This window comes from Parapedobacter sp. ISTM3 (assembly GCF_016533505.1).
GTDB classification, from domain to species: Bacteria; Bacteroidota; Bacteroidia; order Sphingobacteriales; family Sphingobacteriaceae; genus Parapedobacter; species Parapedobacter luteus.
On record NZ_JAENGN010000007.1, the window covers coordinates 207,488 to 231,437 of the forward strand.

The 23,950-nt window shown below is 55.8% G+C and carries 17 protein-coding genes; all 17 read left to right on the plus strand.

Translation table 11 applies throughout. The features are described from left to right. Positions 1 to 34 precede the first annotated feature (34 nt). The 17 genes from JHJ32_RS11870 (at position 35) to JHJ32_RS11950 (ending at position 23,916) form a co-directional block, all read left to right on the plus strand. Complete coding sequence (locus JHJ32_RS11870; RefSeq protein ID WP_200121081.1) at positions 35 to 4,018, plus strand: hybrid sensor histidine kinase/response regulator transcription factor; 3,984 nt, start codon at positions 35 to 37, stop codon at positions 4,016 to 4,018. A gap of 131 nt (positions 4,019 to 4,149) precedes the next feature. After that, the gene (locus JHJ32_RS11875; protein WP_200121082.1) at positions 4,150 to 7,050 is read left to right on the plus strand and encodes a TIM-barrel domain-containing protein; all 2,901 of its coding nucleotides are present in this window, start codon (positions 4,150 to 4,152) and stop codon (positions 7,048 to 7,050) included. Between the two features lie 79 nt (positions 7,051 to 7,129). Continuing rightward, entirely contained in the window at positions 7,130 to 10,351 is a 3,222-nt protein-coding gene (locus JHJ32_RS11880; RefSeq protein ID WP_200121083.1) for a TonB-dependent receptor, read from the plus strand. An 11-nt stretch (positions 10,352 to 10,362) separates the two neighbouring features. Continuing rightward, positions 10,363 to 12,054, plus strand: coding sequence for a RagB/SusD family nutrient uptake outer membrane protein (locus JHJ32_RS11885; RefSeq protein WP_200121084.1), 1,692 nt, complete (start codon positions 10,363 to 10,365; stop codon positions 12,052 to 12,054). A 19-nt stretch (positions 12,055 to 12,073) separates the two neighbouring features. Continuing rightward, the gene (locus JHJ32_RS11890; protein ID WP_233632614.1) at positions 12,074 to 12,913 is read left to right on the plus strand and encodes a hypothetical protein; all 840 of its coding nucleotides are present in this window, start codon (positions 12,074 to 12,076) and stop codon (positions 12,911 to 12,913) included. Positions 12,914 to 13,047: 134 nt separating this feature from the next. After that, positions 13,048 to 13,782: a DUF4625 domain-containing protein gene (locus tag JHJ32_RS11895; RefSeq protein WP_200121085.1), complete on the plus strand. Its 735-nt coding sequence runs from the start codon at positions 13,048 to 13,050 to the stop codon at positions 13,780 to 13,782. 178 nt (positions 13,783 to 13,960) lie between these two features. Continuing rightward, on the plus strand, positions 13,961 to 14,347 hold the full coding sequence (locus JHJ32_RS11900) for a MerC domain-containing protein (protein ID WP_200121086.1): 387 nt from the start codon (positions 13,961 to 13,963) through the stop codon (positions 14,345 to 14,347). A gap of 15 nt (positions 14,348 to 14,362) precedes the next feature. Further along, positions 14,363 to 14,731 (plus strand): hypothetical protein, encoded by a 369-nt coding sequence (locus JHJ32_RS11905; protein ID WP_200121087.1) that lies wholly within the window; start codon positions 14,363 to 14,365, stop codon positions 14,729 to 14,731. Between the two features lie 126 nt (positions 14,732 to 14,857). Further along, complete coding sequence (locus JHJ32_RS11910) at positions 14,858 to 17,287, plus strand: TonB-dependent receptor (RefSeq protein ID WP_200121088.1); 2,430 nt, start codon at positions 14,858 to 14,860, stop codon at positions 17,285 to 17,287. 9 nt (positions 17,288 to 17,296) lie between these two features. Then, a complete protein-coding gene (locus JHJ32_RS11915; protein WP_200121089.1) occupies positions 17,297 to 18,229 on the plus strand; it encodes a DUF4625 domain-containing protein in 933 nt (310 codons plus the stop codon). 20 nt (positions 18,230 to 18,249) lie between these two features. After that, positions 18,250 to 18,714, plus strand: a complete 465-nt coding sequence (locus JHJ32_RS11920; RefSeq protein ID WP_079717078.1) for a DUF4625 domain-containing protein — start codon at positions 18,250 to 18,252, stop codon at positions 18,712 to 18,714. A gap of 47 nt (positions 18,715 to 18,761) precedes the next feature. Continuing rightward, positions 18,762 to 19,463, plus strand: a complete 702-nt coding sequence (locus JHJ32_RS11925) for a hypothetical protein (protein WP_079717254.1) — start codon at positions 18,762 to 18,764, stop codon at positions 19,461 to 19,463. Between the two features lie 241 nt (positions 19,464 to 19,704). Continuing rightward, complete coding sequence (gene folE / locus JHJ32_RS11930) at positions 19,705 to 20,361, plus strand: GTP cyclohydrolase I FolE (protein WP_200121090.1); 657 nt, start codon at positions 19,705 to 19,707, stop codon at positions 20,359 to 20,361. 3 nt (positions 20,362 to 20,364) lie between these two features. Further along, positions 20,365 to 20,619 carry a hypothetical protein gene (locus JHJ32_RS11935; RefSeq protein WP_200121091.1) on the plus strand — a complete coding sequence of 85 codons (255 nt, stop codon included), beginning with the start codon at positions 20,365 to 20,367 and terminating at the stop codon, positions 20,617 to 20,619. Positions 20,620 to 20,724: 105 nt separating this feature from the next. Beyond that, positions 20,725 to 22,272 (plus strand): aldehyde dehydrogenase family protein, encoded by a 1,548-nt coding sequence (locus tag JHJ32_RS11940; protein ID WP_200121092.1) that lies wholly within the window; start codon positions 20,725 to 20,727, stop codon positions 22,270 to 22,272. 177 nt (positions 22,273 to 22,449) lie between these two features. Then, positions 22,450 to 23,151 carry a type 1 glutamine amidotransferase domain-containing protein gene (locus JHJ32_RS11945; RefSeq protein WP_200121093.1) on the plus strand — a complete coding sequence of 234 codons (702 nt, stop codon included), beginning with the start codon at positions 22,450 to 22,452 and terminating at the stop codon, positions 23,149 to 23,151. Between the two features lie 138 nt (positions 23,152 to 23,289). Continuing rightward, positions 23,290 to 23,916, plus strand: coding sequence for an RNA polymerase sigma factor (locus JHJ32_RS11950; RefSeq protein WP_079717063.1), 627 nt, complete (start codon positions 23,290 to 23,292; stop codon positions 23,914 to 23,916). Positions 23,917 to 23,950: the final 34 nt, after the last annotated feature.

Consider the following 23,950-nt stretch of genomic DNA (forward strand, 5'->3'; position numbering starts at 1 on the left):
AAAATTTCGTAGCTTTGGCTGAATGCATAAGCCTATGTCGCGTATACTGCTATGCCTCCTGGTTGTGGGCGGATTGTCATTACCCCTGCTTGGGGAAGCGCAGCCCATCCAATTCCAGCAGTTGAGTGTAGAAGACGGGTTGCCGCACAATCATGTGACAGCCATCGTGAAAGACAAGCAGGGGTTCCTATGGTTCGGCACGCCCGCCGGCCTTAGCCGGTATGATGGCCATGAGGTGAAGGTTTTCCGGCATGTGGCCCAACAGCCTCACAGCATCGTTGATAATGATATCCTGGGATTGTTTATCGGCCCCCACGAGCAGCTGTGGGTGAAGACCAAATTGGGCATGAATATTTACGATGGCCGTGGGCAGCAGTTTATTCGCAATGTCGATAGTGTCTTGCAGTCAATGGGCCTGCCGGTTGCGGAGATACTGGATATCCGCCGCTCACCCCGCGGCGAATGTTGGTTTTTGCAAATTGGGGGCATGGTGTCCAGCTATGCCGAGCAGCAGGGAGCGGTTGTTTTATATCCCTGGCCAGATCCCACCGTACCGGTTACCGGAATCGCATTGGATAATGCTGGAGACGCCTGGGCAGTCGACCAAAAAGGTACGGTCCATCAAATGAAGGGCGGTTCGCCTGTCAGTTTCCGTCTTCAGGACAAGACCGCGGAAGCACAGCGTAGCGCTGAATTCCGGCTATTTATCGACCGTAAGGGGCAACCGTGGGTATACGCTCCGGCCATAGGCGTATATTGGTGGCCGGAAAAACAGGCCTTGCCGGTGCACATGACTGTCGCGTCTGCCATGCGATTGAGCAATCCCATCATTTTCGGTATCGCCGAAGATCCCGAGGGAAACATCTGGGTTGCCACGGATCACGGCGGCGTGAATGTAATAAATCCACAAACCCGCCGGGTTTCCTACTTGTTGCATGACCCCTACAACGACCGAACCATCGGCCAGAACAGCATTATGTCGATTTATTGCGACCGGGACGGGATCATGTGGGCCGGCACCTTCAAGCGGGGCGTGAGCTATTACCATTCCAGTCAGATCCAGTTTGCGCTGCACCAGCGGCAGGGAGATACAAATGATGCCACGCTGCCTTTTGATGACATCAATCAGTTTATCGAAGACGAGCGGGGGAACGTGTGGATCGGTACGAATGGCGGCGGATTGATTTATTTCGACCGGCAGACCAACCGGTTTACGACCTACCGGCATGATCCGAAGGATCCGCATAGCCTCGGCAGTGATGTCATCGTCAACTTGTGCCTGGACCGCGACGGCGTGCTGTGGATTGGCACCTACCATGGCGGGCTCAATCGCTTCGACGGGAAGCGGTTTGTGCGCTACATGCGTGACCCCGGTGATCCGGCATCCATTCCTGACAACAGCGTGTGGGAAATTTATGAAGACAGCCAGGGGCGGTTTTGGGTGGGTACACTTTCCGCCGGGTTGGCCCAGCTGGATCGGCGGACCGGCCGCTTCACCCGGCTCGGGTATGGTGAGCAAGGGTTCACACTATCGGCATACATTTCGGCCATCACCGAAGATAAGGAAGGAGGGTTGTGGTTTGGTACCGCTTCAGGCATCGAACTGCTCACACCGCAAGGCGAATTCAAGCGATTCTCCTATGCAGAGAGCACATCGGGAGGGCTTAGCCATGATCATGTAAACGCGATTGTTAGAGACAGCCGCGACCGCATTTGGGTGGCCACACGTGATGGCCTCAACCTGTATGAGGCGTCAAGTGGCACATTTAAGGTTTTCCGCACAGCAGACGGCTTACCGGACAACACGGTGCTGGGTATCGTCGAGGACCAAGCGGGGACGATTTGGGTCAGCACAACCCGGGGTATTTCAGCGGTACGTGAAGAGGAAGGCAGTCCGGGACAATGGCGCTTCTGGAGCTACGACCGCCGTGACGGTCTGCAAGCCAATGCCTTCAATGAAGACGCCGTTTGCCGGATGTCGACAGGTGAGCTGTTTTTCGGTGGTCCGTCAGGATTCAATATCATAGACCCTGCACGGGTGCAGTCGCCTCCATCCACACTGGCGCGGCCCGTGCTTACCGATTTCCAGCTGTTCAACAGCAGCGTGGACGCATCACTGTGGCAAGACGACAGGCCGCTGAAGCTTTCGCACGATCAAAACGTCTTGGGGTTTGTTGTCGCGTCGCTGTATTTCTTCAACAAAGACCGCGCTCACTTCCGGTACAAATTAGCGGGCTTTGATAAGCGCTGGCTGCCGATGGACCAGCACACCCGTAAGGTTACATTTACCAACCTCGATCCGGGCAACTACCGGTTTGACGTCATGGTCTCGGCTGATGGCAAGACATGGAGTGAACCCTATACGCTGGCACACATTACCATCCGGCCACCCTTTTGGCAGACCGCGTGGGCATACATGGCCTACGGCCTACTCTTCGTGGCCGGCATGCTGCTTATCCGTTATATCGAGCGCACGCGTGAGAAAACACGGTTTGCGCTGCTACAAGAGCGCCAGCAAGCGCGGCAATTGGCTGAGCTTGACAAGCTGAAAACACGGTTTTTTACCAACGTGAGCCATGAGTTCAGGAGCCCTATCAACGTCATCTTGGCCGCGATAGACAAGCTTCATCAGGAAACGCGTTCGTTGCCCGGCAGCCGCCATTTGGGCGTCATCGAGCGGAACGCCCGCCGGTTGCTTCATTTGGTTAACCAATTGCTTGATTTCCGGAAGGCCGACACGCAGGAGCTCAGGCCCCATCTGGAATGGGGGGACCTGGCATATGCTGTTGTACAGCACGTGGAATCCTTCAACGACATCGCTGAAAACAAAAAGATCACCTACCACTATTCGCTCAGCGATGCTCGCTACGAAGCTTGGTTTGATGGCGAAAAAGTGGAGCGCATACTTTTTAATCTGCTATCAAACGCGTTCAAGTTTACGCCGGTTGGCGGTCGGGTGACGGTGACGGTCAATTTCGAAGACACGATGACGCTGGTCGTGCGCGATACCGGCATCGGCATACCGCAGGCGGCCAGGGCACGTATTTTTGACCGGTACTTCCAGTACGATACGCCGCCGGGGATGCTCAACCAGGGAAGCGGCATTGGCCTTGCCATCACGAAAGAATACGTCCAGTTGCTTGGCGGGCGTATCGAGGTAGACAGTGTTCCCGACCAAGGCAGTGTGTTTACGGTTATCTTGCCGCTTCGTCCGCCTCCCGGGCAAGCCGACCAAAGCCCGCCGCATGTTGCTAAGTCAGAAAACAAGACGATGAAACGTGTCCTGTTGGTTGAAGACGATGAAGACTTCCGGTTTTACCTCAAGGACAACCTGCACCACAGCCTTTCGGTTTACGAGGCCGGCGATGCGGCGTCGGGATGGGCCAAGGCCCTTGCCGTCCACCCCGATATCATTGTGTCGGACGTTGCCATGCCAGGGGAAGATGGCATCGCATTGTGCCGGCGGTTGAAGAATGACGCCCGCACGCGGCATATCCCGGTCATCCTGCTTACGGCGATGGACGATGAGGCGATGCAGCTGGCGGGCATCGAATCCGGGGCTACCGATTACATCACCAAGCCATTTAATTCTGAGCTGCTGCGCTCCAAGGTTAGCAGCATTCTCCGGCAGAAAGATTCGATGGAGCAGACCTACAAAAAGCGCATAGACGTGCAGCCCGCTGATACCAAAAAGGAATCTGCCGACGAGCTGTTTCTGCGGAAAGCCTTCGAAACCGTTGAGCGGCATATGGACAACGCCGGGTTTTCGGTAGAAACCCTTGCCAGTGAGATGAACATGAGCCGGGTGGGGCTTTACAAGCGGATATTGACGCTTACGGGCCATACCCCCTCCGAATTTATCCGCAATATCCGTCTCCGGCATGCCGCCCAGCTGTTGGAGCAATCGGGCGTTACCGTGGCTGAGGTGGCTTACCAGGTGGGTTTCGGTAGTCCCAAGCAATTCAGCAAGTATTTCAAGGCATTATATGGTGTAGCGCCGTCCGCTTACCGGAAATAGCCCGATACAGTAGGCCGCCGGTTAACCAAAGTACCCCCATTTGTTAACATAAAAACCCCATGCCCTATGACGGGCAGGTGTATCTTTGGCCCGATAACCAATGCAGTAATCCATTACCATTATTGCCTTTTATGATAACATTCAGACGCTTATTTACCATCGGTTTCCATTCTTTGTTTGTCGTATGCCTGCTTCTCGGCCCCATCGTGCCAACGTTGGCCAGCCAAGGTGAGGGACCCGCCATCAGCCGGCGCGAAAGCGGTGTTACCATTACCTATCAGGGTATGGCCACGGCAGTCGATCACGAGCTGGCGCTGGATGTCATTACCGATCGGATTATCCACGTCGTTGCCCGTCCATTAGGCAATACGGTACAGCCGAGCCATTCGTTGATGGTTGTCGATTCGCTTCGTCGCACGGCCGGCCCGTGGCAGTTGGAAGAGACCGGCGATCAGGTCCTGCTGAAAACCCCGGTATTGACGGCGCAGGTCGCTAAGGCCACCGGTGCAGTCACGTTCCTTGACAAACAAGGGCAACCCTTACTTGCCGAACACCCGCGGGATGCCCGTACTTTTACCGCCGATGCATACGATGGCGATGCCTTTTACCGGGTCAGGCAGCACTTCACCATTTCAGACAACGAGGGGCTATATGGCTTGGGCCAGCACCAAAACGGCGTCATGAACTACCGGGGCAGGCAGGTGACCCTGTTGCAATACAATACGATGATTGGCGTTCCCTTTCTGCTATCCACCAACAACTACGGGCTCCTCTGGCACAACTATTCGATCACCAAAGCCGGCGATATCCGGCCCTTGCTGCCGCTATCAGCATTCCGGTTATATTCGAAAGAAGGGCAGCCCGGATGGCTCACGGCCACCTACCGCGACAAAGATCATCCCGAATCGGTATGGCTATCGAGGCCCGAGTCGGAAATCGCTTACCTATACCTCGATGATCAGTCCCGGCTTCCGGACTCCATAGACCTGGTCCGCAGCCAGGTCACCTACGAAGGCGCGCTGGAGTCGCCCTACAGCGGGCTGCACCGCCTGCATATCAATTATTCCGGGTACCTCAAGGTCTGGATAGACGGGCAGTTGCAGGAAGACCGTTGGCGCGAATCTTGGAACGCCGGGTCTTTCGAGGTTCCCTTAGCCATGGAGGCGGGCAAGCGCTACGCCATCCGGATGGAATGGCTCCCCGATGGCGGGCAGTCCTATTTCGGCGTCCAATGGCAGCGCCCCCTAAGTAATTCCGACCAGACACGCTTCTCCTTTGATTCCGAGGCGGGCGACGGCGTGGATTACTATTTTATTGCCGGTGAAGATATGGACGAGGTCATCGGCGGCTACCGCCACCTTACCGGCCGCGCGCCCATCATGCCGCGCTGGGCTTTTGGCTATTGGCAGAGCCGCGAGCGGTATAAGACGCAGCAGGAGCTGGAAGACGTTGCCCGCGAATTCCGCCGTCGCCGGATACCCATTGACAATATGGTGCAGGACTGGTCCTATTGGCCCGAGCACGACTGGGGAAGCCACGCCTTTGATTCCACGCGGTTTCCCGACCCTGAGGGGATGATCAAACGGCTTCATGATCAGCATTTCCGGCTGATGATTTCCGTATGGCCCAAGATCAATGAAGAATCGAGCGTCTACCCGCTTTTTCGAGACAATGGATGGCTCTATATGCGCAATATATACGACGGCCGGCGAGACTGGATTGGCAAGGGCTACACCTCCACGTTTTACGATCCCTTTAATGCCGGAGCGCGGCAGGGTTTCTGGAACCTGTTGAATGAAAAGCTTTACCAGAAAGGCGTAGACGCCTGGTGGATGGATGCCAGCGAGCCCGATATCCACTCCAACATCAACATCGAGGAACGGAAGTCGGTCATGCAGCCCGCTATTGGCTCATCGGCGCGGTATTACAATGCGTTTCCCCTCCTCAATGCCAAGGGTATCTACGAGGGGCAGCGCCATACCGACCCCAACAACCGGGTCTTTATTCTCACGCGCTCGTTTTTTGCCGGCCAGCAGCGCTACGCCGCCGCCGCTTGGAGCGGCGATATCTCTTCACGGTGGCATGACATGAAAGATCAAATCGCCGCAGGGGTCAATTTTTCCATGTCGGGTGCGCCATACTGGACGATGGACGCCGGTGGCTTTTTGGTCGAAAAGCGGTTCCATCAGCCCAATGCCGCCGATCTGGAAGAATGGCGTGAGCTCAACGCACGGTGGTACCAGTATGGTGCGTTTCTTCCGTTGTTTCGCGCGCATGGGCAGTTTCCTTACCGCGAGCCGTTCAATATCGCACCGGAGGGCCATCCGGCATACAACAGCATGCGCTATTCCATCGAGCTGCGCTACCGGCTGCTGCCTTACATCTACTCGCTTGCCGGAAGCACCCACCTGCATCACTACACGATGCTCCGGGGATTGGCCATGGATTTCCCCCGCGATGCGCGTGCTTTGGGCATCAACGACCAGTTCCTATTCGGCCCCTCACTATTGGTGAGTCCCGTGACCGAACGCGGTGCCACATCGCGCGCCCTTTACCTGCCCGAAGGAACGGGATGGTATGATTTTTACAGCGGCACATACCATCGTGGCGGACAAACGCTGGAAGCATCGGCGCCTTATGAGCGCATGCCTGTATTCGCCAAAGCAGGCAGCATCGTGCCGCTGGGGCCAGCGGTGCAGTATACCGATGAAAAACCCGCTGACGAAATCACGCTGTGGGTATACGGCGGCGCAGACGCCACATTCACACTTTATGAAGACGAAGGAACCAATTATAATTACGAAACGGGAAAATACAGCACGATTACATTTGCCTATCAAGAAGGAACCAAGGAGCTGCACATCGGCAGTCGCCAAGGCACCTTCCCGGGAATGTTGGCGCGCCGGAAATTCCATGTTGTCTATGTACAGCCGGATCAGCCGCACGGCATTGACACGGCTTCGCGCATCACCAAGACGATTACCTATAGCGGAAAGGAGGAACGGATAATGCTCAATAAAACGAACAAATGAACCAACAAAAATGAAATGGGCGTGGCCATGGGCCACCGCCCGGCGCCGTGTTAAATCTTTCAATTATAAACAAAAAACCATGCGATCTATTTTTTACAAACAGTACACGCGAAGGCTGCTGCATCTCACTGTAGGATGCTTAGCCTTAAACGTTTCGGTGCCGCCGCGCGCCGCTTTTGCACACGGAGACCCTGGCCTGATATCGGTACCAGCGTACGCCCGGCAAGAAACGGTCAGTGGCCAGGTCACCGATGAATCCGGCATACCCATGGCGGGCGTCACCGTTGCCGAACGCGGCACGAGCACGTCCACAAGGACCGATGCCGACGGCCGTTATCAGCTCACGGTATCATCTGCCGAGGCTATACTGGTGTTTTCGTCGATAGGCTATGCGCCGCAGGAAATCGTTGCCGGCGGTCGGCAAACGCTTAATGTCACGTTGCAATCCGAGGTCAATATGCTCGAGGAACTGGTGGTGATCGGGTATGGTACACAGAAAAAGAGCTTGACCACTGGTGCTTCGGTGCAAGTGAAAGGGGAGGACATCGCGAAGCTCAGTACCACCAATGTGGTCAATGCCCTGCAAAGCCAGTCGCCGGGTGTACAAATCACGCAGCAATCTGGTATGCCCGGGCAGGGATTTAAAGTTAATATCCGCGGTATTGGCACCATCGGCAATTCGCAGCCCCTTTACGTCATTGACAACGTGATTGGCGGCGACATCAACAGCCTCAACCCGTCAGACATCGAGTCTATCGATATCCTGAAAGATGCCGCTTCGGCAGCGATCTATGGGTCGCGGGCGGCCAACGGTGTCGTGCTTGTTACGACCAAGCAAGGCAAAGCCGGCAAAATGACGCTCAACTACGATGCCTTCGTCGGTTGGCAAAACGCGTATAAATTACCCTCGCTGCTCAACGCCAAAGAATACATGGCCATCCAGGATGAGCGCCGCTTTAACGAAGGATTGGCTCCGTATGATTGGGCGAGTCTAATCCCCAATCAGTATCAGCAGATTCAGGATGGTACCTGGAACGGTACCAACTGGCTGAAGGAAATCCATCAAGACAATGCGCTCACGCAAAACCACGCCTTCAACCTCACCGGCGGCACTGACCGGTCTACATTTGCCATGGGCTATTCCGTTGCGTCACAAGACGGTATCTTTGGCAAACCGGTGGCTCCCGAGTTCAATCGGCACACCGTGCGGCTCAATTCCACACATGTTATTCTGAAAAACGACGATTTCGATATCGTCAAGTTTGGCGAAAACCTTACCTACACGTACCGCACCAATTCCGGCATCGGCATTGGCAACATTTACTGGAACGACATCAATAACATGCTGAAAGGCAACCCGCTGATGCCCGTTTACAACAGCGAAGGCGGTTATTACGACCATGCGAGCAAAGTGGCCGATGGCTGGGCATTTGACGGTGCCACGGCCAACCCCATCGCCGATATGGTGTACCGGCGGGGCATGAACATGAGCAAGAACCATTCGATTATGGCCAACGCTTTTTTGGAAGTACAACCCATCAAAGATTTGCGTTTCCGCAGCAACTTCGGTTACCGGATGAACGCGTCGTCGTACCGGTCCTATACACCGGCCTTCCATTTGTCTACCACCTCCATCAATGACATTGATGATATTTCCCAAAATAAATCGCAGGGATACAGCTGGACATTGGAAAATACGCTGGCCTATCAACGTACCTTCGGTGCTGGGCACCACGTCGACGCTGTCATCGGCCAATCCATCGAAAAATGGGGGATAGGTGAAAATTTGAGCGTCACCACCTCCAATTCGACGTTCCCCGGCAGCTGGCAGCATGCCTACGTGGGCAATTGGATGGCCTTCCCGGGGTTTATGCCGACCATCGGCGGCGGCCACGATATTGAAAACAATTTTGCCTCCTTTTTCGGACGGGTCAACTACAATTACAACGAAACCTACATGGCCAGTGTCATCCTGCGGGCGGACGGGTCGTCCAATTTTGGCCCGAACCACCGCTGGGGTTATTTTCCATCGGTTTCGGCGGGCTGGAACGTCTCCAATGAGTCGTTTATGGAATCGGTCGATTGGCTCAATTTCTTAAAGCTGCGCGCAAGCTGGGGCCAAAACGGAAACGCCAGCATCGATCCGTTCCAATACCTGGCCACCATCGCCATCGACAGCCATAACGGCTATTATTTCGGCAACGACAAAAACACGCTGCGCAACGGAGCTTACCCGGATGTCCTGCCCAATCCGTATGTTTCCTGGGAAACATCCGAGCAGGTCAATATCGGGCTTGATGCACGCCTGGCGCAAGATCGGCTGGGCATCGTCTTTGATTGGTACCGCAAGTCAACAATCGACTGGCTGCTCCAAGCACCGGTTTTGGCGATCTTCGGAACGAATGCGCCATTTATCAACGGCGGTGATATCGAAAACCGGGGATTTGAGCTCGGCCTCAACTGGAATGACAGGCGGGGCGACTTTAGCTATGGCATAAGCCTCAACGGATCATACAACCGCAACCGCGTGGTGCGGATTGCCAATAATGAGCAGCTCATCGAAGGGCAGGCCAATGTGTTGAGCCAGGGCACGTTGCCGATGTATCGTGCACAGGTAGGCTTCCCCATCGGCTATTTCTATGGCTATAAGACCGATGGTATCTTCCAGAACGCGGAGCAAATCGCCGACTACCGTTCGCGCGGCCATGGTGTATTGGCCAACGCACAGCCCGGTGACGTCATCTTTGTCGATACCAATGGCGATGGCGCCATCACCGATGCAGACAAAGTGCAAATCGGTAACCCGCATCCCGATTTTACCGCAGGGTTCAACCTATCGCTCGGCTACAAGGGCATCGATCTCAACGTCACCGCTTTCGGTGCGTTCGGCCATCAGATAGCCAAGTCCTACCGCTCATTTGCCGACGCGCCGCTGCAAAACTACACCACCGAGGTGTTCCAGCGCTGGCACGGTGAGGGCACTTCCAACCGCTATCCGCGGCTGACCAACGGTAGCCATACGAACAACCAGTACATTTCAGACATTTACATCGAAAATGCCGATTTCGTGAAAATCCAAAACGTCACGCTTGGCTACAGCTTCAAGTCGTTGTTTCCGAATCTGCCGCTGGGGCAGGCCCGTATTTACGTGTCGGCACAAAACCTGTACACATTTACCGGTTATTCAGGCATGGACCCTGAAATCGGTTACGGCGATGAACAGGGCTGGGTATCGGGTATTGATCTCGGATTTTATCCGAGCCCACGGAATATCATCATTGGATTGAATGTCAACTTCTAACATATACGAACATGAAACGGATTATCGCGATAACATTAGCTGTCATCACCCTATCCAGTTGCGAGAGCTTCCTGGATACGACGAGCTATGACAAAAAGAATACGGGCAACTTCCCGATGAATGTGGCCGATGCCGAGCAAATGATCACAGGCATCTATTCGACATTCAGCCGGGCTATTTCCGATGCGGCACACACCCATTTCTATGCTGCCGAGCTTGCCTCCGACGACCGGTTCGGCGGTGGGGGGGAAAACGATCGGGACATGCACGGCCTTGATCACCTGATGAATACACAGCCCAACCGCTTCCTGCCTTTCTGGCGGGCCCGCTACCAGGGCGTCTTCCGGGCCAATACAGCCATTGCCACGATGGACAATGTGACCGGCTGGGCCAGCGAGTCGCAGCGCGACCAGCTGTTGGGCGAGGCTCATTTCCTTCGGGCGCTATTTTACTTTGAGCTCTCCCAGATGTTCGGTGAAGTGCCGCTCATTACGACACCCGAAGCCGAAAACGTACCCAAGGCGCCTGCCACGGAGACCTACGCACAGATCGGTTATGATCTCCAGCAGGCCATCACACTGTTGCCAACGGTGCCTTACACCGCTGTCTCAGCCGGACATGCGACGAAGTGGGCGGCCCAGGCACTGGCTGCGCGGGTGTTTCTGTTTTATACGGGCTATTATCAGCAGAGCGCGCTACCCGTAGCCGGTGGCGGCGAAATCAGCAAGGCTCAAGTAATCAGCTGGCTGGATGAGTGCATCGCAAACAGTGGTCATGGCTTGGTGGCTGACTTCCGCAACTTGTGGCCCTACACCAACGAACACACCGCTGAAGATTACGATTACGTGAAAGAAAACGGACTGTCCTGGGTAGGCGATGGAAACCAAGAAACGGTGTTTGCCGTCAAGTTCGGTACATTGGTAGACTGGGGCGATAACTACACCCTTGGTTATTCCAATCAATATGTGCTGCATTTTGGCATGCGGTCCAACAACGGCCAAGCCAACACCTTCCCCTTTGGGCAGGGGTGGGGCGCGGGCCCGGTCAATACCCGGCTATGGAATCAGTGGCGCCAAGCCGAACCAACGGACATCCGGCGGACGGCTTCCATAATCGACGTAGAAAATGATCTGGAAGATTACATCTACGGGGCAGATTCTCAGATGGAAGAAACCGGGTTTTGGCAGAAAAAGTATATCCCGGTCACGGCATATCGGGACGGCACGTTGCTGCCCTCATATGCAATCCTGAGCGACGGCGCGCCAACCGACATGCAGCTGGCCCATACGCAAGATTTGGTTTTGATCCGATTTGCCGATGTGCTGTTGATGCATTCGGAGCTCACCGAAGACGCAGCCGGACTCAACCGCGTGCGCGCACGCGTCAACCTGGGGCCTGTGGCTTATTCGCTGGAGGCGTTGAAGCGCGAACGGCGTTGGGAGCTGGCCTTCGAAGGCGTTCGCTACTTTGACCTGATGCGTTGGCACGATGCCGCTGATGCGCTTGCCGCACAGGAAGGTACACCCATCAAAAACAAAGGCATAGACACGCAGATGCGGGGCTTCGGCGGTGGGTACCGTGCGCGCTACGAGGCCACCGGCGGTTTCTGGCCGATCCCACAAAACGAGATCGCCCTTTCGGGTGGAGTATTGACGCAGAATGCCGGATGGGGTACGCCCGCCGATGAATTTCCGGGATGGTAAACACTAAATCAGAAGACAAATGAAGACATATAGCAAATACAGTTTGTGGGCCATGTTGGCAGCGCTGCTATTTTCGGCCTGCGAACCCATCGAAGATCGCATGGATATGGGCGGTGCAATCACCGCCGAGCAACTGGACGTTACCGCCACCCCCATCGTTGTCGATGGCAAGAATTCCAATCGGGTCGCCCTGGACAACCGGAGCCCGGTACTGTCGTCGTGGGACTACGGCTCCGGCGTCACCCAACGGAAGACGGATACCGTCCTGATGGTCGCCACAGGCCAGCAGGAGATCATTTTCACCGGACGCAACGCAAACGGGACGGAGATCACCAAGACGCTGCCAGTCCAGATCGACGAGCTGACGTATGACGTGCCGCTTGAATGGGGCTACCTCACCGGCGGGTCGGAGAGGACCTGGGTGTGGGACGACTCCCAGCCCGCAGTGTGGGGCAATGGCGGCTACCTGGGTAGCAGCAAGCCCGAGTGGTGGATGCTGTCTGTTGCGCAAATCGACGAGCAGGCGCCCGGCGAAGGCGAAGGAGCTGAGATGGTGTTTTCCCTGCGCGGTGCCCGGCTTACGAAAGTCAAAGCCAATGGACAAACGGAGACCGGTGGCTTCTCGTTTGACATGACGCAGATTACCCTGGCGGAAAATGGCGACGTCTGGGCAAGAGGCAAGCTGACAACCCGCGGTGTCACCGTATTGTGCGGTAAATCGCCGGATGAAGGCAACATACCCGTCTACGAATACGATATCCTGGTGGTCAATGACAACCAGCTGATACTGAGTTATGCCCCTCCCGGCACCGCAGCTTGGGGCGCTGCTTATTTCTGGGTATTCCGGGCGGAAGACTAAACGCAAGGCTGCAAACATGATTTCCGGGGCGAGCAATCGCCCCGTTTTTTTATAATCAATGCAATTTAGTTGCAATCTTGAAAATAATAGTATCTTTGGGTATTCAATGTTTATCCACTATCAATGTTTATCCAATGAAATCGATAACTACAAAGCGCATCGGCGATTCGGTGCATGGCTTCCTAAACCGGCCCACGTTCGTTCTCTTATTACTTGTGGTCATGGCTGGCTGTGGCCGGCAGGAAGCCGGTGTTTCCAAGCTGCGCATCGGAGCTGACGGCAATGCGGAGGCCTTTGTCGGCCAATCGTTTCCCGTTGAAGCCCACGTGGCGGCTACGACGACGATAAGCGAAGCTGAAATTAGCATCCGGCCCGTTTCAGGCGACGGGTGGGTGTTCAACGGGCCGTTTAGCGAAGGTATCGCAGGCAAGAAAGACGCGACTTTCGCCGCACGTATTGACGTTCCGGCAGACACCGAGCCCGGCAACTATACGCTGACCCTACGGGTCACAGACGCCGATGGGTCGGTCAGCGAAAGCACGGGAGACTTCCGGATCGGTATTGATAGTACGGTGCCGATAGCCGGCGATCTGGATGTGGGCATCAATGCCGCAGGCAATGACCTTCACCTCGAAACCGAATTAACGGTGCCCGGCAAGATTGATCAGGTGACCGTCGAAATCAAAGGCGATGCCTGGAGCGACGAAGTCGCGTTCGCCGGAGACCGGTTAGTGGGGCAGCTTGCCCACCATTTTCATGAACATATAGCGGTGGCCGAAGCGCCCAAAGGAGACTACCGGGTTATCCTTACGGTGGCCGATCAGCGTGGTCGGCGTGCCCAGGCTGAAGGCACATTTACCAAGAAATAGCCCGGCAACCCCTTAGGCAGTACCGCTGGCCGGCATGGACAGCATGCGCAAGGGTGCTGATCATCATGTAGTTGGCATTTAGTAATGCACCAAAGTTGCAAAAATCAAACGCAAAAGGGTTTGGTTTTGAAAAATTAAATGCATCTTTGTGGCGTTAATAACCCTACATGTTTTCGCTATGGCTACACATCTCGTCAAGCTCAATTTTGATAAACTCGGCATCGTCACGTCGATTGCCTGTGCCATTCACTGCACCGTGCTTCCGTTACTGGTTGCGGTATTGCCGATGCTGGACATCCCTGGCTTGGAGCATCCCGCGCTGGAATGGTCATTTATCGTACTCGCACTTCTTTTCGGAACCTTGTCCATGATGCATGGCTATCGCCGGCATCATGGCCGGTTGTTGCCGTTTTCCTTGTTTTCGGTGGGCTTTGTACTCTTGTTGCTTAATCAGCTATCTGACGAAGCTTATGTCTATGCGCTGATCCCCGCATCGGCCGGTTTTATTATTTCAGGGCATGTGCTGAACATGATTTATAGCAGAAGGCAGTCTCATGGCAAATAAACACCGCGGTTGTAAATGACTCATTACGTACATCGGTCCGGATTCATCATGCGTATGTTGGCTATGTGCATGGTCATTGCGGTTGTCGGCGTTCCGCTGACATTCGCCATGCACACGCATTCGCATGATCAGGGCCTCTGCGGAGATCATGATCACCACGAACATTCTTCCCATCAAAGCGATGCCCAGGAATGCAATCTCTGCACATTTTACGCCCACTATGTCCCAAAAGTAACCTATTCCGGCCCTTCGTTTATATGCTGCGCGCCGGTTGTTCCATGGCGTGTACTCCCTGCGCGGCCGCTGGATTGCGGTGTGCTGTGTAAAGGACTGGGGGCAGTATACATCAATAAAGGGCCTCCCGCTTCACTCATCGCTGCATAGCTTTCCGGATGGGCCGGTGTGCCCATCCGTCGCCTACGGGTATATCTCCGTTTGCCTGTTGCGGCAATCGACGGCAGATGTTTCATTTTTCAACATTCATTTTTTTACTGGTTGTCATCCAACGCAATGAAGATCACCATCGGTATGCTTACCGGGTTGCTTTATTTCAATATCGCTTACGGGCAGAGTTACCGGCTGTCGGGCCGCATCACCGACGGGACCGATAACCCCATCGCCGGTGCGCGTGTGACGCTTCGGGAAACCGGCGCGCAACAGGTTACCGATCGGCAGGGATCGTTTACCTTCACGGGCCTGCGGCCCGGTGTTTACCACATTGATGTGGCCAAAATGGGGTACGAGCACGGGCAGGAAACGGTTGCCCTGGCGCAGGACAATCAGGGGGTGACCATACCGCTCAAGGGAGCCATGCATGTGCTTGACGAGGTGCTTGTCATAGACAATCATGTGGCACGGCGGAAGCAGGAAGAGTCGCTGAATGTGGAGGTCGTGGGTCGGGATTTCATCCACCGGAACCTCGGTGGCAGCCTGATGCAGACGCTGGAGCGGCTACCAGGCATTCAGACCATCGGCATCGGCGCCGGGCAGTCCAAACCGCTCATCCGTGGTCTTGGTTTCAACCGGGTGGTCACGGTAGACAAAGGCATCAAGCATGAAGGCCAGCAGTGGGGGGCCGACCATGGGTTGGAGCTGGATCAATTTGCCGCCGGCGAAGTGGAAATCGTCAAAGGGGCCGCTTCCTTCGTTTACGGTTCGGATGCCATCGGCGGTGCCATTGACGTCAAGCCCGAATCCCCGCCGGCGCCGCATACGGCTATCGCCTCGGTCGATCTGGTGGGCAGGAGCAACAACGGAGGATATGGCACGTCGGTGCGTCTCGGCGGCCGGGGCAGCCGGTGGTTTGCCGATGGGCGCGCCACCTACCTGCGCTATGGCGATTACCGGGTGCCCACCGATACCGTATATGTCTACGATTATGGGGTAGCGCTCCACCGGCAGCGCCTGCGGAATACCGCAGGACGGGAGACAAACCTCCACGTCAATGCAGGTTACCTTGGTGAGCGGTTCAATACCATCCTGTATGTCAGTAACACGTTCCATGAGGCGGGGTTTTTTGCCAATGCCCATGGGCTGGAGCCGCGCCGCGTAGACGCCGGCATGCACGACCGGTCGGCGAGGGATATCCTGATGCCCCGCCAGCAGGTCAACCATTTTAAAGCCATCAGCCGGAATGCCTTGCATTGGGGCGCGCACCACCTACAGGCCGAATTCGGTTTCCAGCATAATTTCAGGCAGGAGTACAGCCAATACGTCAACCATGGTTACATGCCACCGGTTTTCCCCGATACACTGGGCATCCCCCAGGGGCTGGAGCGCGAATTTGACAAGCTCGTGTATTCGCTGAATGTGAGGGACTACTGGAAAGCCGGCCGGCACGAGCTGACGTTCGGCCTGGGTAGCGAGTACCAGGACAACACCATCCGCGGCTGGACGTTCCTCGTTCCGGCCTTCGGCCAGCTGACCGCCGGTGCTTTTGTGTATGACAAATACCGGTTGAGCGATCAGGCGCTGCTCCATGCGGCCGTACGCTACGACCATGGCAGCCTGCGCATGTCTGAATACCGGGACTGGTTTCCTTCGGCAGTTGATGATCACGGCTCGCAGGAGTACCTGCTCCGGGCGGCAAACCTGCACCGGCGTTTCAACAGCCTGGTCTGGTCCGTAGGGCTCAACTACCATCCGGCCGGCACGTTTTCGCTGAAAGCTAATGTGGGCAAGAGCTTCCGCATGCCGATAGCCAAAGAGCTTTCGGCCAACGGGGTAAACTACCACTATTTCAGCTATGAGCAGGGCAACCCGGCGCTGTCAGCAGAGCAATCGTACCAAGCAGACCTATCGGTGGAATGGAGCCCTGCCGGATGGCGTATCCAGATAAGCCCATTTTACAACTACTTTCCCAACTACATCTACCTGAATCCCACGTCGTCTTTCGACCATTATTACGGAGCGGGCAATCAGGTGTTCCGGTATGAGGAGAGCCGGGTGATGCGCTATGGGGGCGAATTGCAGGTATCCCGGCGGATCAGCCGATCACTGACGGCTGAGGTGCTCGCAGAATACCTGTTCTCCAAGCAACTGTCGGGTGCGAAGCGTGGGTTTTCGCTTCCGTTTGCCCCGCCTCCCTCCTTGTTGGTCAACCTCTCCTGGGCGCCCGGGCGGGCCGGGAATCCGTTTATGTCCGTTGATTACAGGTTGGTGGCCAGGCAGGATCGCATTGTGCCGCCAGAGAAGAAGACCGATGGCTACGGGGTGGCCGCCATCCGGGCTGGTTATACGGTATCCGTAGCGCATCATCCCGTGCACCTGAACCTGCAGGTGCAAAACCTGCTGGACATCAAGTACATGAATCATACCAGCTTCTACCGGCTGATTGAACTGCCGGAGATGGGCCGCAACGTTGTCTTATCGGTGCGTATCCCCGTCGCGGTGGCCCGGGGCGAGGCCGCAAAGCAAGTAAGTAAGAAACCAAAACAATAACGAATAGCTATGAACACACCCAACACAAAACTTATTATCGGATTCATCGGGCTCGGGGCCCTGGCTTTTTCGTCCTGTAAGAAAGACTCCCAGCCCGAGCCAGCCATGCCGGTGATCGAGCACGTTGAGGTCGGTTTGGGCGACAACGGCATCGGTGTCGTCGGCGAGGACTTCCACCTGGAAATGGATGTTGTCGCCGGTGAGCGGATCGATGTTGTCCAAGTCCGGATCGAGCAGCGCGCAGGCGAGACCTATACCCGGCAATGGCACCACGAGATTACCTGGGAGCAGTATAGAGGCGCCAGGAATACCAATGTACATCGGCATTTCGACATCCCCGAGGATGCGCCGGAAGGGACATACGACTTTGTGATCGTGGTGCAGGATCAGAATGGCGCCAGGCTGGAAGAAAAGCGGACATTGCGCATTTACCTGCGGGAGAATCTTCCCGTTGACCCGACGTTAACCATTTTTAACATCCATAATAACAATGAAATCTTTTACCGGAACGGTGAATTCGCCGGGGCGGATGTATTCCGCGGTGGCGATATCATCCGATCGCAGGTCACCATCGGGGGGCTGAAGGGCGACGGTGCCATGTACATCCTGCTGATTGACAAGCAGCTGAACCATCGGCCTGAAACCGTCGACGGTATTGACTTTTCCAAGGCCATCGTTTACGATGTTTATCAGCACGAAGGTTGGGAGACGGTGGGCGATTTTTCCAATTTCGTATTCGATTTGGAGACATTCACGACGGTGCGTGCGTTGCCGCGGTTCACTATCGGAGCCGATCAGGACAACAATTCCCCGCAGCCAAACCCTATCAGCGGCGATAAGACCTGGAAGTCCGGCGACTACCTTTTTGGAGTGGTTTACACCAATACCACGCACAACATGAGCTTTTACCATTACATCGACCTGAAGGTCGCGCTCAATTAGTCGATCATAAATTGCAGATCATGAAAAGAATAGTCAACGTCTTTGTCCTCCTATCCGTGCTGCTGTCGTGCAGTAAGGATTCAGAAACAACCGACACCGAGTACCCCGAGATCGATATGGCGTATGCAGAAGCCTTCCCGGTACAATGCAGCACCATCCGGCGGGGGGAAACATTCGTGTTCCGTGCGTTATTCAGCGACAATGTGGCCCTGGGTTCTTTCAGCCTTGACGTCCACCACAATTTTGACCACCATACCCATAGCACGGAAGTCAATGACTGCGGGTTGGACCCGGTGAAAACGCCTGAGACACCCTTTGTCTACATCCGGTCTTTCGACATCCCCGGCGGGCCGCAGACCTACGAAGCGCGCATGGAGATCGCCGTACCTGCCGATGTGGATCCCGGAGACTACCATTTCATGATCCGGGTGACCGATCGCGAAGGGTGGCAGACCATGAAGGGGCTGAGCATCAAGATCCAATAGTTGCTTAATCAATAAATACAAATAATCACAATCAAATGCTAATGACAATGAAAAAGCAAAACAAATTCGCAGCACTGGCCCTTGTGGGCTTTACCGTCTTTTCCCTGGCATCCTGCGACAAGGATGATGACAATGAACCAATACGGGAAGGCATCGAACGGGCGGAGCTTATCCTTACCGAGGTCAGTGGAGAAGGCGTGGAGGCACATGGCGACCATTTCCATGGCCTGGGGAATGCCGTAGAAGGCGAATCCATCGTTATCACTTTCGACGAAAACGGCATCGCCACTTCCAACGGCCACCTGCACCTGGAGGCCGAAGCGGTGTACAAAATCGAGTTGAAAGCATGGGACTACACCGGCAAGGAAGTGCAGAACGATTTCATCGCGGACAAGGCCACCGCCGACCATTACAAGGCGTTCCTTATCGGCGGTGATTTCATCCTGAACCCCGATTCGGATGACGAGAGCGGCGCTATTTTCCAACCGCGCGAGCAGACGTACGCCGATGGATCGGCGGTGAACGGGCAATACGAAACCACGGGCATCTTGAGCTACTTTACCATCGGCCATGACAACGAGGGGCCAACAAAGGAAGTGACTTACGTGCTGCGTAGATTGAATGCAGGCGTGAAGGAAACCATTACACGTCTCGATTGGAACCGCAGCGATTATGCCAGTGCATTTGCCGGCGAAAATGTGCTGGAGCTGACGTTCGAGATCCATGCCGAGCACGGGCATCATCATTAAGACGCTATTGTTGTGTTTGTGAAGCGGGGGAGCCAAGAGGTTTCTCCGCTTTTTAGTTGCAACCATGTTGCTTTTGTGGTTTTTTGTTTATAGCTTTGGCGTAATGAACGGTTGGCGTGCTGCCGTTACGGCGTACGCACGGTATTCGCCGTCTTTGCCGGTGCGGCTTACCGCCAAGCATGGGCTGAGCGGCCACTGACGTTCATCCGGGGGCGTGATAGCTCCAATAAAAAAACACGTGATGCAAAAAATACCCGAACAACTGCTGGACGATCTGGGCGACGCCCATGTGATGACATCCATTGAGACACCGCTGCGTCCGGATGCTTTCGACAAGACCGACGGAGAGAAAATCGCAACCATCGCGCGTCATTTTGCCGCGATCATGGAAGCGCTTGGCCTTGACCTCACGGATGACAGCCTGAAGGGCACACCCCGGCGGGTGGCGAAGATGTACGTCAAGGAACTTTTCCGGGGGCTCAACCCCGCAAACAAGCCGGATCTTTCCGTGTTCGACAACAAGTACGGCTACGGGAGGATGCTTGTCGAAAAGGACATTGACGTTTCATCGGCCTGCGAGCACCATTTCCTGCCGATGATCGGCCGGGCCCATGTGGGTTACATCGCTGACAAGCAGGTGATCGGTTTGTCCAAGATCAACCGCATCGTGGAGTACTATGCCCGTCGGCCGCAGGTTCAGGAACGGCTGACGCTCCAGGTATTCAATGAGCTGAAGCAGGCGTTGGGCACCGAAAGCGTCATCGTTGTCATCAATGCCGAGCACCTGTGCGTTTCGGCCCGCGGCGTGCGCGACCGTGGCAGCAGGACGACCACGCTGGAATACGGCGGAGCCTTTTCAGACAAGGAGTTGCGGGAGGAGTTCCTTCGCATGACATAACCCTTGGCCCAAATCAATAAAAAAGTCACCTATGGTGAAATCCACAAGCACATCAAATTGCTTGTCGATATGGCCAAAGGCGAATTCCATTGTAAGCGGGTCTTCCTGCTGGGCGGGATCATCATCAATACCAGCCCGGGCTACAACGATGCGGTGGAAATCTACAACTTCGAGGTGGTCGATGTCGGTGCTACGGCCGGGTCGGACGAAGATGAATCGCATTCGATCATTTACTCGGAGGTTTTTAAAAACCCGTGAGTGCCTTTAGCTGGCCGTTACCCGGCTCGTGCGCCCGGCGTTTGCTTGTTGGTGATAACGCGCCGAAAACCGTATCTTTGGCTTATCCACAAAAAACCAACATACATGGCGAATACCACAGACATCGCGGCGATACTCGGACGGCTTGCCGTTGCGCCCATCAATCCGGCATGGAGTACAGGTAACATCAGCGGCCCGTCAGAAGGCGGGCCGCTGATAGCGTGTTTTTCACCCGTAGACGGCGCGCATATTGCCGCCGTGGGAGAGGCTTCGGCCGCCGACTACCACGCCGTGGTGGCGAAGGCCACGGAAGCCTTTGCCACTTGGCGCGAAGTTCCCGCGCCGCGGCGCGGCGAGATTGTCCGGCAGTTCGGCGAGGCGTTGCGCCGCCACAAGGACGATCTGGGCGCGCTGGTTTCCTACGAGATGGGCAAGAGTTTGCAGGAAGGCTTGGGCGAAGTGCAGGAGATGATTGACATCTGTGACTTTGCCACCGGCCTGAGCCGCCAGCTCTATGGGCTCACCATCGCCTCGGAGCGTCCGGGCCACCGCATGTATGAGCAATGGCACCCGCTGGGCGTGGTGGGCATCATCTCCGCGTTTAACTTTCCCGTGGCTGTCTGGAGCTGGAATGCCGCCATCGCCTGGGTGTGTGGCAACGTGTGTGTATGGAAGCCCTCCGAGAAAACACCGCTTTCGGCCGCGGCCTGCCAGGCCATCATCGCCGGGGTGCTGGCCCGCCATGGTTTGCCCGAAGGTATTTCCTGCCTGGTGCAGGGCGGCAGGGCACTGGGTGAGCTATTGGCGGGCGATCCACGTATCGCCCTTGTCTCTGCCACCGGCTCCACGCGTATGGGCAAGGCTGTCGCTGCGGCGGTGGCGGCGCGGCTCGGCAAGAGCATCCTGGAGCTGGGCGGCAACAACGCCATGATCATTACCGCACATGCCGATCTGGATATTGCGCTGCCCGCGGCCGTATTCGGTGCGGTAGGTACCGCGGGGCAGCGGTGTACGAGCACACGGCGGCTCATCATCCACGCTTCGGTATACGACGCGTTCAAAGCACGGCTGGTGCGCGCCTATAGGCAGCTGCGCATCGGCAACCCATTGGATGAGGCCAACCATGTGGGGCCGCTGATAGACCGTGCCGCGGCGGGCAGTTACCTGGCTGCCATTGCGGCCTGCGAGGAGCAGGGTGGCCATTTCCTGGTGAAGGGCGAGGTGCTGTCGGGCGAGGGCTACGCCTCCGGCTGCTACGTGCGGCCTTGCATTGCCGAGGTGTCGCCGGACATGCCCATTGTGCAGGCGGAGACTTTTGCCCCCATCCTGTACCTCATGAAATACGAGATTTTGGATGAAGCCATCCGCATGCAAAACGAGGTGCCGCAGGGCCTGTCGTCGGCCATCATGACCCTCAACTTACGGGAGGCCGAGCGGTTCCTTTCAGCGGGCGGTTCGGACTGCGGCATTGCCAACGTCAATATCGGCACATCCGGCGCCGAAATCGGCGGCGCTTTCGGCGGCGAAAAAGAAACCGGTGGCGGGCGGGAGTCCGGCTCGGATGCATGGAAGGCCTACATGCGCCGGCAGACCAACACCATCAACTATTCCGACAAGCTGCCGCTGGCACAGGGAATACGGTTTGACCTGTAGGAGCCCGCCAGCCCGTTTGTCGGCAACAAGCTCCTTTTGGCAGGCCAACCGAAAAACTGGCGGTCGGTTCCTGCCATTTTTTCGGCACTGTTAGCGTTTCTTCATCGAATTGTTAAAAAACGCCGAAACTTTTGCCTTTGCCAAAACACTGCACCCGTTTTGTCGTTAAAAAGGCATATGAAGAAGCTATTGATGATCCTGACATCCCACGCCGATCTGGCGGACGGAACAAACCAGACCGGCGTATGGCTGAGCACATTTGCCGATGCCTATTACGAATTTATTAAGGCTGGGTTTGAGGTGACGGTTGCTAGTCCCAAAGGTGGCAAGCCGCCGGTAGATCCATTAAGCGAAGAAAGCGACTATACCACGGAGGGTATAACCACCTATCACGACGACTTGATGGCCAAGATGGAGTTTGGAAACACCTGGAGCCTGGACGAAGTCGGTTCGTTGGTTTACGATGCGGTCTATATCGCTGACGGGCACGGAGCCCTATGGGATATGGCAGACGATGCCCGGCTGGGTAAGATCCTGTATAGCTGTCTGCTAAACAATACCCCCGTCGCGATGGTGGGCCACGGGGTGGCCGCGACGTTTGCATTGGCCAAACTTCGCCCGGACGCCTTGAGCGGAATGCGCATCACCGCCTTTACCGATACCGAGGAAGCGCTGTTGAAGCGGCACCGCCACATACCGTTTAGCCTCACGGATCGGCTGAAAGCTTCCGGTGCCCAGTTTACCCACGCGATTATCCCCTTTACGCCGCATGTCGAGGCAGACGGCATTTTCATCACCGGTCAGAATCCGGCATCGGCAGCTATGGCCGCGCAGGAACTGATGGGACGCGTTGAAGTGGAGCAGCTCTTTTGCGGTTAGTGCCTTGCCTGCCCACGGCCGGCGAGGATGGGTCGTCGCAGGCGGTCGCCGCCTGACGTGGGCAGTATAAAACTTCACAATAAGCTAATCTTAGGTCAATGCCGGCTTGATGTTGCTGCTGTATCCTTGCCCGGTGTAATGGAGCGACATACAGACGCCGATTTGCTGGCGTTGATTCGGCAAGACGATCATCAGGCATTCAGCCGGCTGATGGGAAAATACCGCGCAGCGCTGGTAGGTTATATACGCAAGCGGGTGGGGAGCGGCCAGGAGGCCGAAGACCACGTGCAGGACATTTTTCTCTCCTTATGGCAAAACAGGCATCAGGTCGGCCCCGACCCTTCGGGCAGCCTGGCGGGTTACCTTTATACCGCTGCCAAATATACCGTCATTGACTGCTATGCCAAGCGCAGATCTGAAATTCCCTATGGCGATATGCTCGGCGAGATCCTCGATATTGCGGCGCATGAGCAGGTCGATACGGATTACCTGGTCGCCGAGTTGCAGGCTATCATCGGCCATGAAATTGCACAGATGCCCAACCGGCTGCGGCAAGCCTACCAGCTGAGCCGTGAAGAAAACCTTTCCATCAAAGAAATCGCCCGCCAGCTCATGCTTTCCGAGCAGACGATAAAGAACAACATTTCGGCCGCGCTGTACCAGCTGCGCAGCGCCATCCGCCGGTATAAGGAGGGCGTTTTGGCCGCCGTGATCCTCCTCCGGTTTGCTATCCAGTTATTTAACGATTGTTTAACCTTGCTTTAAAGTACTTCCCGCCCGCTTGCGAGATATAGAGGGC